A 14,823-nucleotide genomic window follows, 5' to 3' on the forward strand; every position below is an offset into this window, starting at 1 on the left:
TGGTTAGTCTTTTTTAAGACTACCAGATTTGGTACGAGAATTAGCATAGGCAAGAACTAACAAAGTCCCTGCAATTCCGATAGTAAAAATATTAGCAAGCCCTGCAAATAATCCCTGGGTAAAAACTTTATTAGCAGGCTCATGGTAGATAAGAATATCACCAATTGGTGCAATAATTGCCCAAGCTACGATATTAACGATGATCTGTGTGACATTAAACATTAAAATATCTTTTTTAGAGAAGCGACCTTTGGTAATATTAAGCTTGTTTTTAAGAAGTCCAATACCAAAACCAACAATACCACTTGGAAGAACCCAAGACCACCAAACGCCGTATCCAGCAAGCATATCTTTTAGCATGTGACCAATAAAACCAACAAAGAAACCTGCAAGAGGTCCAAAGATTAAAGCAAATAAGGCTTGAAGAGCATACTGAAGTGAAATGGTTGTATTGGTAAAAATTGTAATAGGGACAAACATTCCAATAATAACAAATAAAGCAGCGCCAATACCGATAGCAACAACAGATTTAATAGAAGTGTTTTTCATGACTAATTCTCCTTATGAGGTTAAAGTTTTTTTAATTCAATATGCCAATTTTGACCAACGCCAACATTATAAGCTTTGGCAAAAGACCCTTGGTTAATGGCTACACCAACACGGTATAAGGAATTAATATAAATAATAGGTTGTCCAATACGAACATCAGCAAATGATTTACCATAGGTTACCTGATTTTGATAGACTAACATATCATTATTGTAGATAGTGACTTCGAAGCGTTCTCCAAATTGAGGATTGAAACTATAAAATTCTTCGCGCTCGATTGATGTCCAAAGCGATCCAAAACGAACATCCAGGATATCAATAACACCTCGAATCACCTTTTCTTCTATTAAAGTGTCAACAACTGGAAGCTCGATAATGCCATCAACTGATAATTCAGGACCAACCTCTTCGAAGTTGATATGCCCGCTAGCTAATTTAGCTCCAGTATAGGCGTAGACATCCCGTCCATGGAAAGTGTAAGAAAGTTCAGTATTCTGGCGACGATTGTTAACTTCAGAGATTTCACGAATAGCTTTAATGCCAATATGTTTCTTTATATAAGATAAAGTACCATTATCTGGGGTAACTATATATTGATGAGTTGTTGTTAAAGCGACAACGCTTTTTCGTTTAGAGCCAACCCCTGGATCAACAACAGAAACAAAAGTTGTGCCAGAAGGCCAATAGTTAACTGTTTGAAAAAGACGGTAAGAAGCTTCAAAAATATTATATGGTGTAATGTCGTGCGTCAAATGGTAAATGCCAAGACTAGCTTCTTCTTGTAATGCCACACCGATCATTGCAGAAACAGCACCATCAACTAAGCCAAAATCAGATTGTAAGACCAGTAAGTTATTGTTCATACCCAGATTTCCTTTTCCTATTATAATATCTTTATTTTATCACAAAGCTAACCATTAAAAAATAGATAATACACGAACTTTAAAACAATTTCCCACAATTATTATTAGTATATTAAGGAAAACGAATTATTTTATTAAAATCTCTTGACAAAGGGATGATAAGTAGGTATACTAATAAAGCTGTCAGGAAGCAAAGAAACTTCTAAGAAGAATGAAGAAAGACAAAAGAAAAAGTAAAAAAACAGTTGACAAACATAAGCTAACCTGATAGAATATAATAGTTGTCTCGTAAGAGATACAAAGACCTTTGAGAACTGAATAAGACAAAAAAACCAAACGTGCAGGGTGATATGTTAACGCATATTACCTGTCAATAAAGAAACAACGAAATAAATCTGTCAGCGACAGAAACAATGAGTAAAGAACTCAAACTTTTAATGAGAGTTTGATCCTGGCTCAGGACGAACGCTGGCGGCGTGCCTAATACATGCAAGTAGAACGCTGAGGATTGGTGCTTGCACTAATCCAAAGAGTTGCGAACGGGTGAGTAACGCGTAGGTAACCTACCTCATAGCGGGGGATAACTATTGGAAACGATAGCTAATACCGCATGATACTAGAGTACACATGTACTTAAGTTAAAAGGAGCAATTGCTTCACTATGAGATGGACCTGCGTTGTATTAGCTAGTTGGTGAGGTAACGGCTCACCAAGGCGACGATACATAGCCGACCTGAGAGGGTGATCGGCCACACTGGGACTGAGACACGGCCCAGACTCCTACGGGAGGCAGCAGTAGGGAATCTTCGGCAATGGACGGAAGTCTGACCGAGCAACGCCGCGTGAGTGAAGAAGGTTTTCGGATCGTAAAGCTCTGTTGTTAGAGAAGAACGGTAATGGGAGTGGAAAATCCATTACGTGACGGTAACTAACCAGAAAGGGACGGCTAACTACGTGCCAGCAGCCGCGGTAATACGTAGGTCTCGAGCGTTGTCCGGATTTATTGGGCGTAAAGCGAGCGCAGGCGGTTCTATAAGTCTGAAGTAAAAGGCAGTGGCTCAACCATTGTATGCTTTGGAAACTGTAGAACTTGAGTGCAGAAGGGGAGAGTGGAATTCCATGTGTAGCGGTGAAATGCGTAGATATATGGAGGAACACCGGTGGCGAAAGCGGCTCTCTGGTCTGTAACTGACGCTGAGGCTCGAAAGCGTGGGGAGCAAACAGGATTAGATACCCTGGTAGTCCACGCCGTAAACGATGAGTGCTAGGTGTTAGGCCCTTTCCGGGGCTTAGTGCCGCAGCTAACGCATTAAGCACTCCGCCTGGGGAGTACGACCGCAAGGTTGAAACTCAAAGGAATTGACGGGGGCCCGCACAAGCGGTGGAGCATGTGGTTTAATTCGAAGCAACGCGAAGAACCTTACCAGGTCTTGACATCCCTCTGACCGTCCTAGAGATAGGATTTTCCTTCGGGACAGAGGAGACAGGTGGTGCATGGTTGTCGTCAGCTCGTGTCGTGAGATGTTGGGTTAAGTCCCGCAACGAGCGCAACCCCTATTGTTAGTTGCCATCATTAAGTTGGGCACTCTAGCGAGACTGCCGGTAATAAACCGGAGGAAGGTGGGGATGACGTCAAATCATCATGCCCCTTATGACCTGGGCTACACACGTGCTACAATGGTTGGTACAACGAGTCGCAAGCCGGTGACGGCAAGCTAATCTCTTAAAGCCAATCTCAGTTCGGATTGTAGGCTGCAACTCGCCTACATGAAGTCGGAATCGCTAGTAATCGCGGATCAGCACGCCGCGGTGAATACGTTCCCGGGCCTTGTACACACCGCCCGTCACACCACGAGAGTTTGTAACACCCGAAGTCGGTGAGGTAACCTTTTAGGAGCCAGCCGCCTAAGGTGGGATAGATGATTGGGGTGAAGTCGTAACAAGGTAGCCGTATCGGAAGGTGCGGCTGGATCACCTCCTTTCTAAGGATAAGGAAGTACGTTTGGAAGTCTTATTTAGTTTTGAGAGGTCTTAAAAAAGTAAAGAGAACGTTAAGAAATCTGTATGAAAATAGGAAAGAGACGCAGTGTCAAAAGACACAAGGAAGTTTATCATTTTCACTAAGATTTTAGTTCGAATACAATTTAGATCCATAATATAGTATGAGTAACAAGATAAGAAACGTTAACATATTAACTGTGGGGCCTTAGCTCAGCTGGGAGAGCGCCTGCTTTGCACGCAGGAGGTCAGCGGTTCGATCCCGCTAGGCTCCATAGACAAGGAAGTCTCTAAAATACGTGAAGTCCATTGAAAATTGAATATCTATATCAAATTCCACGATCATGAAAATGATTGTAGAAAAAGTAACAAGAAATAAACCGAAAAAAAGATAAACGCGAACATATTAAAAAAAATAAAGAAGGTCGAAAGACTGGAAATAAGGTTAAGTTAATAAGGGCGCACGGTGGATGCCTTGGCACTAGAAGCCGAAGAAGGACGTGACTAACGACGAAATGCTTTGGGGAGCTGTAAGTAAGCGCTGATCCAGAGATGTCCGAATGGGGGAACCCGGCATGTAATGCATGTCATCCATGACTGTTAAGGTCATGAGAAGGAAGACGCAGTGAACTGAAACATCTAAGTAGCTGCAGGAAGAGAAAGCAAAAGCGATTGCCTTAGTAGCGGCGAGCGAAACGGCAGGAGGGCAAACCGAGGAGTTTACTCCTCGGGGTTGTAGGACTGCGACGTGGGACTAAAATTAATAGAAGAATTACCTGGGAAGGTAAGCCAAAGAGAGTAAAAGCCTCGTATTTAAAATTGAAATTAGCCCTAGCAGTATCCTGAGTACGGCGAGACACGCGAAATCTCGTCGGAATCTGGGAGGACCATCTCCCAACCCTAAATACTCTCTAGTGACCGATAGTGAACCAGTACCGTGAGGGAAAGGTGAAAAGCACCCCGGGAGGGGAGTGAAATAGAACCTGAAACCGTGTGCCTACAACAAGTTCGAGCCCGTTAATGGGTGAGAGCGTGCCTTTTGTAGAATGAACCGGCGAGTTACGATATGATGCGAGGTTAAGTTGAAGAGACGGAGCCGTAGGGAAACCGAGTCTTAATAGGGCGACATAGTATCATGTTGTAGACCCGAAACCATGTGACCTACCCATGAGCAGGTTGAAGGTGCGGTAAAACGCACTGGAGGACCGAACCAGGGCACGTTGAAAAGTGCTTGGATGACTTGTGGGTAGCGGAGAAATTCCAAACGAACTTGGAGATAGCTGGTTCTCTCCGAAATAGCTTTAGGGCTAGCGTCGATGTTAAGTCTCTTGGAGGTAGAGCACTGTTTGGGTGAGGGGTCCATCCCGGATTACCAATCTCAGATAAACTCCGAATGCCAAGACGATATAATCGGCAGTCAGACTGCGAGTGCTAAGATCCGTAGTCGAAAGGGAAACAGCCCAGACCACCAGCTAAGGTCCCAAAATAATTGTTAAGTGGAAAAGGATGTGGGGTTGCACAGACAACTAGGATGTTAGCTTAGAAGCAGCTATTCATTCAAAGAGTGCGTAATAGCTCACTAGTCGAGTGACCCTGCGCCGAAAATGTACCGGGGCTAAAACAATTTACCGAAGCTGTGGATTACCTTAAGAGGTAATGGTAGGAGAGCGTTCTATATGTGAAGAAGGTATACCGTGAGGAGTGCTGGAACGTATAGAAGTGAGAATGCCGGTATGAGTAGCGAAAGACAGGTGAGAATCCTGTCCACCGTAAGACTAAGGTTTCCAGGGGAAGGCTCGTCCGCCCTGGGTTAGTCGGGACCTAAGGAGAGACCGAAAGGTGTATTCGATGGCCAACAGGTTGATATTCCTGTACTAGTGTATATAGTGATGGAGGGACGCAGAAGGCTAACTAAACCAGACGACTGGAAGAGTCTGGCCAATCAGTGAGGCGTGATATGAGTCAAATGCTTATATCTATAACGTTGAGCTGTGATGGGGAGCGAATTAAGTAGCGAAGTTAGTGATGTCACACTGCCAAGAAAAGCTTCTAGCGTTTAAGTATACACTACCCGTACCGCAAACCGACACAGGTAGTCGAGGCGAGTAGCCTCAGGTGATCGAGAGAACTCTCGTTAAGGAACTCGGCAAAATGACCCCGTAACTTCGGGAGAAGGGGTGCTGTCAGCGATGACAGCCGCAGTGAATAGGCCCAAGCAACTGTTTATCAAAAACACAGCTCTCTGCTAAATCGTAAGATGATGTATAGGGGGTGACGCCTGCCCGGTGCTGGAAGGTTAAGAGGAGTGCTTAGCGTAAGCGAAGGTATGAATTGAAGCCCCAGTAAACGGCGGCCGTAACTATAACGGTCCTAAGGTAGCGAAATTCCTTGTCGGGTAAGTTCCGACCCGCACGAAAGGCGTAATGATTTGGGCACTGTCTCAACGAGAGACTCGGTGAAATTTTAGTACCTGTGAAGATGCAGGTTACCCGCGACAGGACGGAAAGACCCCATGGAGCTTTACTGCAGTTTGATATTGAGTATCTGTACCACATGTACAGGATAGGTAGGAGCCATTGAAGACGGGACGCCAGTTTCGTTAGAGGCGATGTTGGGATACTACCCTTGTGTTATGGCTACTCTAACCCAGATAGGTAATCCCTATCGGAGACAGTGTCTGACGGGCAGTTTGACTGGGGCGGTCGCCTCCTAAAAGGTAACGGAGGCGCCCAAAGGTTCCCTCAGATTGGTTGGAAATCAATCGCAGAGTGTAAAGGTATAAGGGAGCTTGACTGCGAGAGCTACAACTCGAGCAGGGACGAAAGTCGGGCTTAGTGATCCGGTGGTTCCGCATGGAAGGGCCATCGCTCAACGGATAAAAGCTACCCTGGGGATAACAGGCTTATCTCCCCCAAGAGTTCACATCGACGGGGAGGTTTGGCACCTCGATGTCGGCTCGTCGCATCCTGGGGCTGTAGTCGGTCCCAAGGGTTGGGCTGTTCGCCCATTAAAGCGGCACGCGAGCTGGGTTCAGAACGTCGTGAGACAGTTCGGTCCCTATCCGTCGCGGGCGTAGGAAATTTGAGAGGATCTGCTCCTAGTACGAGAGGACCAGAGTGGACTTACCGCTGGTGTACCAGTTGTCTTGCCAAAGGCATCGCTGGGTAGCTATGTAGGGAAGGGATAAGCGCTGAAAGCATCTAAGTGCGAAGCCCCCCTCAAGATGAGATTTCCCATAACTTTATGTTAGTAAGAGCCCTGAGAGATGATCAGGTAGATAGGTTAGAAGTGTAAGTGTAGTGATACATGTAGCGGACTAATACTAATAGCTCGAGGACTTATCCGAAAAAAGAGTTTATTGACAATAAGGGATATAACTTGATACAATATAGATATTCAATTTTGAGTGGACTCAAGTTAAGTGACGATAGCCTAGGAGATACACCTGTACCCATGCCGAACACAGTAGTTAAGCCCTAGAACGCCTGAAGTAGTTGGGGGTTGCCCCTGTTAGATACGGAAGTCGCTTAGCTTAGTTTACCATCCGCCATAGCTCAGTTGGTAGTAGCGCATGACTGTTAATCATGATGTCGTAGGTTCGAGTCCTACTGGCGGAGTAAGAGGAGATAGGATAGCCTATCTTTTTTTTGCATTTTTAGTGATAAGATGATATGATAGTTTTAAAGTTAGTAAGCACCCTTAGCTCAACTGGATAGAGTACCTGACTACGAATCAGGCGGTTAGAGGTTCGACTCCTCTAGGGTGCATTATTTTTACTTTTTGAACATGACATAAATGTCATGTTCTTTTTCTTTGCCTTCTTTTATAATACTTATAAAAGAAAAATGCTTCCGATTTGTCAAGGAAGCATGTAGTTGTGATAGGTTAACCTTCGAAGAATACCTTATAAAGAGCTTTGATGGCTTTTTGTTCATCTTTTGAATCAATAACAAACATGACTGAGACTTCACTTGATCCTTGTGAAATCATGGAAATGTTAATGTGATTTTCTGACAGAGCTTTTGTTGCTTTAGCAGTTACCCCAACATGACTTCTCATATTTTCACCAACTAACATTATTATAGAGAGGTTTCGCGTTATACTAGCTTGATCAACTTCTAATTCATGTATTAAGGTGTTAAAAATTTCTTGTTCTTTGATTGGCGTTAACTCTTTTTCTCTGATGACAATTGATAAGTCATCGATTCCTGTTGGCATATGTTCCCATCTAATATTTAAATCTTCTAGTATTTGAAGAACTTTTCGCCCGAATCCGACTTCTCTATTCATTAGGTATTTTGAAACATTGATACTGACAAATTGATTGTCTCCTGAAATTCCTACAACTGGCTTATGATCTCCTTGATGCTTAAGGACAATTTTTGTACCAGGATGTTGAGGATTATTTGTGTTTTTTATAACGAGTGGAATTTTTCCACGGTATGCTGGAATAAGGGCTTCATCATGCAAAACTGAAAAACCAGCATATGCTAATTCTCGCATCTCTTTGTAAGTAACTTCTTTGATTGAACGTGGTTGATGTACAATGCCAGGATGAGCCACGAATATACCGTCTACATCGGTAAAATTTTCATAAAGTTTAGCACCCACACCTGCTGCAATAAGTGATCCCGTAATATCAGATCCTCCTCTTGAGAAAGTACAAATGTCTCCACCTTTTGTGACACCAAAAAAACCAGGGATAACTAGAACACCTTCATACTCTTTTAGCTCCTCGAGTTTGTCATAACTTGAAGGTAAGATCCTTGCATTTTGTGGTTCACTTGTCACAATTAGCCCTGCTTTTTCAGGGTGCATATAGCGAGCTCTGAGGCCATTTAATCTAAAGAATTCAGCAATCAATTTGGCATTATTATTTTCACCAGCTGCCAAAAATGTATCGTAAAGAAAGTCGTTTTCTGCAATAGGTAATTGGGAGAGATTTTTAATAGAAATACTAATTTCATCCAGTATGGTTGTTCCTAATTGCAATTCATCACAAATTTCTTTAAAGCGATTAATAATCCAATTTTGACTTTGGCTATAATCTGCATTAGTAACATAGGCATCATGGTAGGCAATAAGGGCATCAGTAATTTTGATATCATTCTGACTTTGTTTACCTGGTGCTGAGACCACAATAAATTTCCTTTCTGAATCTGATTTTACGATGTCTAGCACTTTTTGAAGTTGCTCTGCAGATGCTAGGGAACTACCACCAAATTTTGTGACTTTCATATTCTATATCCAATCTTTAAATAATAGGAATAATTATAACAGAAATTGTTAAAATTGTCAGTAGATTCTGGAAAAAGTGAGAATGGTTTCAATTCCTTCTTTTTGGATTGTCTGGGTACAGTTATGAATCAAAAAAACATAGAATCCATTTTTAATGCTAAAATAGTGTCATGACAAGATATAAAGCAATTATTTCATATGATGGTAGTCTTTTTTCAGGCTTTCAACGGCAAACTCATGCAAGAACTGTGCAAGAAGAAATTGAAAAAACGTTAACAAAGATATGTAATGGACAGAGTGTTACAATTCATGGAGCAGGTAGAACTGATGCTGGCGTTCATGCTTATGCGCAAGTCATTCATTTTGACTTGGAAACCACTAGGGATGTTGAAAAGTTACGATTTGCACTAGATACACAGACTCCTGATGACATTGATTTTATTAGCGTGGAAGAAGTTAGTGAAGCATTCCACTCTAGGTATAATAAGCACAGTAAGACCTATGAATTTCTAGTAGATATTGGTAGACCTAAAAATCCTATGATGCGTCATTATGCAACACATTATCCCTATGATTTGGATTTGAAACGCATACAGTTGGCTATTAAGGATTTGGTTGGGACTCATGATTTTACTGGCTTTACTGCTGCGGGGACTAGTATTGAAAATAAGGTACGTACAATCACCAAAGCTGAAATGACTTATGATAGTGACCGTCAGTTTTTGATTTTTACCTTTTCAGGAAACGGTTTTCTATATAAACAAGTTCGTAATATGGTTGGCACACTGCTTAAAATTGGAAATGGTCGTATGCCAGTTGAACAAATTAATCTTATTTTAGAGGCTAAAGATCGTCAATTAGCTGGTCCAACTGCTGTAGGAAATGGGTTATATTTAAAGGAGATTTCTTATGAGTAATAAATATATTTTAGCGATTTCAGGAAATGATATTTTCAGTGGAGGTGGTCTTCATGCGGATTTGACGACGTTTACAACTAGTCAACTTCATGGTTTTCTTGCTTTGACATGTTTAACGGCAATGACAGAAAAAGGATTTGAGGTGTTTCCGACAGATGAGACTGTTTTTAATTACCAACTTGATAGTTTGTCTGAGGTTCCATTTTCGGCAATCAAAATTGGCCTTTTGCCGACACCTTCATTAGCAAAACAAACCTTACGATTTATTAAAACAAAATCTCACCTTCCAATTGTGTTAGACCCTGTTCTTGTTTGTAAGGAGAGCCATGATGTTGAGGTTAACGTTCTTCGTGATGACTTAATTGCATTTTTCCCTTATGTAAGTATCATTACACCTAACTTGGTGGAAGCAGAGCTTTTATCCCAAAAAACAATTAAAACTATTGAAGATATGAAAGAGGCTGCTCAAATTCTCTACAAACTAGGGGCTAAGCAGATTGTTATTAAAGGCGGTAATCGTTTTAGTCAAGAAAAGGCAATTGACCTTTTCTATGACGGTAATATTTTTGAGCTATTAGATTATCCGATTTTATCGCAAAATAATATTGGAGCTGGTTGTACATTTGCATCTAGTATAGCTAGTCATTTAGCACAAGAAGAGTCATCTTTTGATGCTGTAAAAGAAGCCAAGGATTTTGTTTATCAAGCTATTATTAAAGCTGATGATTACGGGGTGAAACAATTTGGCAAAACATCATAAAACGAAAGAATTAACAGTATTAGCTCTTTTAACAGCATTGTCTGTGGTTTTGGGACGGTTTATTATGGTGCCAACACCAACAGGTTTTTTAACCTTACTTGATGCAGGGATTTATTTTACAAGCTTCTATTTTGGAGCAAGACAAGGAGCAATTGTTGGAGGGCTTTCAGGGTTTTTAATTGATTTACTTGCTGGATATCCACAGTGGATGTTTCATAGTTTGATTGCTCATGGGGCACAAGGTTATTTTGCAGGTTGGACAGGTTACAAACGTGTGCTTGGATTGCTATTAGCCTCTTTTGTGATGATTGCTTGGTATTTTTTAGGTTCATTGCTATTGGGTTATGGTCTTGGAGGATCTTTTGCAGGTATATGGGGAAATGTCATGCAAAATTTCTTTGGGATGCTAGTAGGTTATTTTGTTTTTATTGCTGTTAAAGGTGCTGAGAAAAAATAAAGTGAGGAATACCATGGATTTACATATTTTGGAGCAAGAAACAAGAGTTTTGGTTTTAGATATTATTGACCGTTCTGCTATTAAAAAAGGTCAGGTATTTGTCCTAGGGCTTTCCTCAAGTGAAGTTATTGGTGGGAAAATTGGTCAAGAATCCAGTTTAGAGATTGGCGAGGTTATTGTTAAAACACTTCTTGATGTCTTAACTTCTCGTGGTATTTATTTAGCCGTCCAAGGCTGTGAGCATCTTAATCGTGCACTTGTGGTTGAAGAATCCTATGCTCTAGATAAGGAGCTTGAAATTGTTAATGTTTTACCGAGTCTTCATGCTGGAGGGAGTGGTCAAATGGCTGCCTTTAAATACATGGAAAATCCAGTAGAAGTAGAGGAAATTGTTGCTCATGCAGGTCTTGATATTGGTGATACTTCCATTGGTATGCATGTCAAAAAGGTTCAGGTGCCAATTGTTCCGGTTCAACGAGAACTGGGTGCAGCACATGTGACAGCTTTGGCTAGTCGACCAAAACTAATCGGTGGTTCAAGAGCTAACTATAAGGTAGATGCTATTCGTAAGCAATAAAGGGCCAAAGACAAAATTGATTTCTATTTTAGAACTACGTCATTATCAAGCTCGACGTCTTACTCTATTTAAATTAAAGAAAAAGCAATAAGGCTGGCGCTCTGTAACACAGAATTCCAGTCTTATTTGCTTTGTGATTGTGTAGTTGACTCTTGTTCTAAAATCTTATGATTTTGTAAGGTTTGGTTGCTGTAAAGGAAATGATGTTGGCAATGCAATGCCTTCGTTTAATAAGGCTTCCTGATATAATTTATAGAATGTATGGTAAATTAAAAATTGTTTACCATTTTCTGTGAAGATAGCTATTTTAAATGAAAATTGACCATTTGGACTTACTTGGGGTCCTAAAATATTAGGATGGTCAATAATTTCTGGAAAGTTTTTAACTTCATTATCGTTGACAGTTTTAATGATTTCAGTTACCTTTTCGAGATTAGTTGTAGAGTATAAAGGAATTTCAATGAGTGCTCTCATATTGCCTCGAGATTTATTGCTAACAACTGTAATATTTCGATTGGGAATAAAATGCAGTGTTCCATCAAACCCGCGAACTTGTGTGGTACGAATTCCAACACTTGAAATACTACCATCAATTCCAGCAATTGTAACAGTATCTCCGACTTCAAAATGGTTTTCCAGCAAAATGAAAAAACCATTGACGACATCTGAAAGAAAACCCTGAGCGCCTAAACCAATAGCGACCCCTGCAATTCCTGCTCCAGCAAGTAAACTAGAAACTGGAATACCAATAATACTGAGAATCCAATAGATTAGGAAAAAGTAGAGAATATAGTTGATAAGATTGTGGGTTAGTTTTGAGAGGGTATTTTTTCTGGCCAGTGTTTGTTTTGTGAAGGGGAATGATTTAGCAACTGTTTTTTCAAAAATGCGATTGACAATTTGTTTTAGTAACAGGAAAAAAATCAGTAAAAGCAAGAGAGAAATGATTTTTGAAAATAAGGTGAAAAGAATATCTTCAAAGTGAAATTGCTGTAGGTAATTCATTATAAAAGTCATAAAAATTCCTTTCTATCTTAGATAGTTTATCAAAAATTGAGCAAAATGAAAACATCAGTCAATGAAACTTCATATTTCTTTAAAGTGATTGGTTAAACGATACATTATTTTAGTTGATACGTTGCCTTCAATACTCATTTTTTAAAGACATGTTGCTTTTTCACAGTAAGAATTATTTCGAATGCTAGGCATCCCTTATCATTTTGTGCTAATGCTTTTTTGTTTAGCAACTAGGAAAAAGAATGAGATCTAAAATGAAGTGGTTGTGAAAATTTTGAAGTCTGCTGACTGCTGAGATATAATGCACAAAAAACTTTAAAATAGCTGTAAAATATGATAGAATGAACTGTATCTAAATTATTTTAAGGAGAAATGACTTAATGTCTACATCATTTGAAAACAAAGCTACTAACCGTGGCCTTATTACATTTACAATTGGTCAAGATAAAATCAAACCAGCTCTTGATCAAGCATTTAACAAAATTAAAAAAGATTTGAATGCACCAGGTTTCCGTAAAGGACATATGCCTCGTCCAATCTTTAATCAAAAATTTGGTGAAGAAGTTCTTTATGAAGATGCTTTAAACATCATTTTGCCAGAAGCTTATGAAGCTGCTGTTGCTGAGCTTGAACTTGAAGTTGTTGCGCAACCAAAAATTGATGTTCTTTCAATGGAAAAAGGCAAAGACTGGGAAATTACTGCTGAAGTTGTTACAAAACCAGAAGTTAAACTTGGTGACTACAAAGATTTAGCTGTTGAAGTTGACCTTTCAAAAGAAGTAAGTGACGACGAAGTTGCTGAAAAACTTGAGCGCGAACGTAAAAACCTTGCTGAATTAGTTGTTAAAGAAGATGCAGCTGAACTTGGTGATACTGTTGTGATTGATTTCCTTGGTTCAATTGATGACGTTGAATTTGATGGTGGAAAAGGGGATAACTTCTCACTTGAACTTGGTTCAGGTCAATTTATTCCAGGTTTTGAAGATCAACTTGTTGGTAAAAAAGCTAGTGAAACTGTAGATGTTATGGTAACATTCCCAGAAGATTACCAAGCTGAAGACCTTGCAGGTAAAGAAGCTAAATTTGTAACAACAGTTCATGAAGTTAAAATGAAAGAAGTTCCAGAACTTGATGATGAGTTAGCTAAAGATATCGATGAAGAAGTTGAAACTCTTGAAGATTTGAAAGCTAAATACCGTAAAGAGCTTGAGTCAGCTAAAGAAATTGCGTACGATGACGCTGTTGAAGGAGCTGCTATTGAATTAGCTGTTGCCAATGCTGAAATCGTTGAATTGCCAGAAGAAATGGTACATGATGAAGTTCACCGTTCAATGAACGAATTCATGGGCAATATGCAACGTCAAGGGATTTCACCTGAAATGTACTTCCAATTAACAGGTACTACTCAAGACGATCTTCACAAACAATACGAAGCAGAAGCTGACAAACGTGTTAAAACAAACCTTGTTATTGAAGCAATTGCTAAAGCAGAAGGTTTTGAAGCTACTGATGAAGATATCGAAAAAGAAATCAATGATCTTGCAACTGAGTACAATATGCCAGTTGAACAAGTACGTTCATTACTTTCACCTGAAATGTTGAAACATGACATTGCTATGAAAAAAGCAGTTGAAGTTATCACTGAATCAGCAAAAGTTAAATAAGTTCATTGACAAGAGAGACTGAAAATTATTTTTCAGTCTTTTTTTGTCTACTAGAGGAGGATGGCGTGAAAGCTATAATTTTTGATATGGATGGTGTCATTGTTGATACAGAATATTTAGATTTTCAATTACAGAGTGTCTATATTAAATCAATTGCCAAGAATCCTGAAGAATTAAGTCATGAGGATTTTTCAAGTTTGGTTGGACGTACAGGGAGGGATTTATATGATAGAATCATTGCACTAAGTCACACTCAACATCCTTTTGAGGAAGTGACTCTTGCTTTAGAAGCTATCGCGCAAGAAAAATATCGAAAAGAAATGGTAGAAAAACTCTTTCGCAAGGATGTTTTGAAGATTATCGCTTTTGCAAAAGAACAGGGCATTTTATTAGGACTTGCCTCATCAAGCGCCATGAAGGATATCCTATCAGTTCTAAGCAGTCATGACCTTGTTGCACAATTCGACTTAATTGTTACAGGTGAGGATTTCACAGCTAGCAAACCCCATCCAGAAATCTATTTGCATAGCCTTGAAAAACTTGGTGTTACAGCTAATCAAACCATAGTAATTGAAGACTCCCCTTCAGGAATAGCTGCCGCAAAAGCAGCAGGTCTAACAGTGATTGCTTATGAAGAAAAACGAATGCAAGTGGATCAAAGCGCTGCTGATTATATCATGCCAGACATGCAACACATTTATATGAAAGTCAAAGACTTAGCGAGTAAGGTTTAAAGAAGCAATTGCTTCTTTTTTCCGATTTGCCTGATAAAAGCTTTGACGA

Annotated in this window: 10 protein-coding genes, 3 tRNA genes and 3 rRNA genes; 12 read left to right on the forward strand and 4 right to left on the reverse strand. The window is 40.0% G+C overall.

Translation table 11 applies throughout. The features are described 5' to 3' along the window. Nucleotides 1–3: 3 nt before the first annotated feature. Entirely contained in the window at nucleotides 4–549 is a 546-nt protein-coding gene (locus Q9317_RS02120) for an ECF-type riboflavin transporter substrate-binding protein (RefSeq protein ID WP_003100807.1), read from the reverse strand. A 20-nt stretch (nucleotides 550–569) separates the two neighbouring features. After that, nucleotides 570–1,412 carry an SAM hydrolase/SAM-dependent halogenase family protein gene (locus tag Q9317_RS02125; RefSeq protein ID WP_003100809.1) on the reverse strand — a complete coding sequence of 281 codons (843 nt, stop codon included), beginning with the start codon at nucleotides 1,410–1,412 and terminating at the stop codon, nucleotides 570–572. 433 nt (nucleotides 1,413–1,845) lie between these two features. Here Q9317_RS02125 and Q9317_RS02130 point away from each other — a divergent pair. The 6 genes from Q9317_RS02130 (at nucleotide 1,846) to Q9317_RS02155 (ending at nucleotide 7,177) form a co-directional block, all read left to right on the forward strand. Further along, nucleotides 1,846–3,394, forward strand: a 16S ribosomal RNA gene (locus tag Q9317_RS02130). A 218-nt stretch (nucleotides 3,395–3,612) separates the two neighbouring features. Then, nucleotides 3,613–3,685 (forward strand) — tRNA-Ala (locus Q9317_RS02135). Between the two features lie 168 nt (nucleotides 3,686–3,853). Beyond that, nucleotides 3,854–6,756: ribosomal RNA gene (locus Q9317_RS02140) — 23S ribosomal RNA — on the forward strand. Between the two features lie 71 nt (nucleotides 6,757–6,827). Next, nucleotides 6,828–6,942: ribosomal RNA gene (rrf, locus tag Q9317_RS02145) — 5S ribosomal RNA — on the forward strand. Together the 16S, 23S and 5S rRNA genes with 3 tRNA genes alongside form the textbook arrangement of a ribosomal RNA operon. An 11-nt stretch (nucleotides 6,943–6,953) precedes the next feature. Beyond that, a tRNA-Asn gene (locus Q9317_RS02150) sits at nucleotides 6,954–7,027 on the forward strand. A gap of 76 nt (nucleotides 7,028–7,103) precedes the next feature. Beyond that, nucleotides 7,104–7,177 (forward strand) — tRNA-Arg (locus Q9317_RS02155). A 118-nt stretch (nucleotides 7,178–7,295) separates the two neighbouring features. Here the strand turns inward: Q9317_RS02155 and Q9317_RS02160 are convergent. Then, entirely contained in the window at nucleotides 7,296–8,648 is a 1,353-nt protein-coding gene (locus tag Q9317_RS02160; RefSeq protein ID WP_017794796.1) for an aspartate kinase, read from the reverse strand. A gap of 170 nt (nucleotides 8,649–8,818) precedes the next feature. Between Q9317_RS02160 and truA the strand changes: the two genes are divergently transcribed. Genes truA through Q9317_RS02180 form a run of 4 tightly spaced genes read left to right on the forward strand, consistent with a single transcriptional unit; the run spans nucleotide 8,819 to nucleotide 11,359 of the window. After that, nucleotides 8,819–9,565, forward strand: a complete 747-nt coding sequence (gene truA / locus Q9317_RS02165; RefSeq protein ID WP_003100813.1) for a tRNA pseudouridine(38-40) synthase TruA — start codon at nucleotides 8,819–8,821, stop codon at nucleotides 9,563–9,565. Further along, entirely contained in the window at nucleotides 9,558–10,325 is a 768-nt protein-coding gene (locus tag Q9317_RS02170; RefSeq protein ID WP_003100814.1) for a bifunctional hydroxymethylpyrimidine kinase/phosphomethylpyrimidine kinase, read from the forward strand. Before truA ends, Q9317_RS02170 begins: the two co-directional genes overlap by 8 nt. After that, nucleotides 10,309–10,782 (forward strand): ECF transporter S component, encoded by a 474-nt coding sequence (locus tag Q9317_RS02175; protein WP_003100815.1) that lies wholly within the window; start codon nucleotides 10,309–10,311, stop codon nucleotides 10,780–10,782. Before Q9317_RS02170 ends, Q9317_RS02175 begins: the two co-directional genes overlap by 17 nt. Before the next feature lie 13 nt (nucleotides 10,783–10,795). Next, nucleotides 10,796–11,359, forward strand: coding sequence for a TIGR01440 family protein (locus Q9317_RS02180; protein WP_003100817.1), 564 nt, complete (start codon nucleotides 10,796–10,798; stop codon nucleotides 11,357–11,359). 165 nt (nucleotides 11,360–11,524) lie between these two features. Here Q9317_RS02180 and Q9317_RS02185 read toward each other — a convergent pair whose 3' ends face one another. Next, entirely contained in the window at nucleotides 11,525–12,376 is an 852-nt protein-coding gene (locus tag Q9317_RS02185) for a mechanosensitive ion channel family protein (protein ID WP_003100819.1), read from the reverse strand. A 380-nt stretch (nucleotides 12,377–12,756) separates the two neighbouring features. Between Q9317_RS02185 and tig the strand changes: the two genes are divergently transcribed. Both tig and Q9317_RS02195 read left to right on the forward strand, forming a co-directional pair. Further along, nucleotides 12,757–14,040, forward strand: a complete 1,284-nt coding sequence (gene tig, locus Q9317_RS02190) for a trigger factor (RefSeq protein WP_003100820.1) — start codon at nucleotides 12,757–12,759, stop codon at nucleotides 14,038–14,040. Between the two features lie 65 nt (nucleotides 14,041–14,105). Next, nucleotides 14,106–14,774 (forward strand): HAD family hydrolase, encoded by a 669-nt coding sequence (locus Q9317_RS02195; RefSeq protein WP_003100822.1) that lies wholly within the window; start codon nucleotides 14,106–14,108, stop codon nucleotides 14,772–14,774. The last annotated feature ends 49 nt before the right edge of the window (nucleotides 14,775–14,823 follow it).

The sequence above is a fragment of the Streptococcus iniae genome, assembly GCF_030732225.1.
Lineage (GTDB): Bacteria > Bacillota > Bacilli > Lactobacillales > Streptococcaceae > Streptococcus > Streptococcus iniae.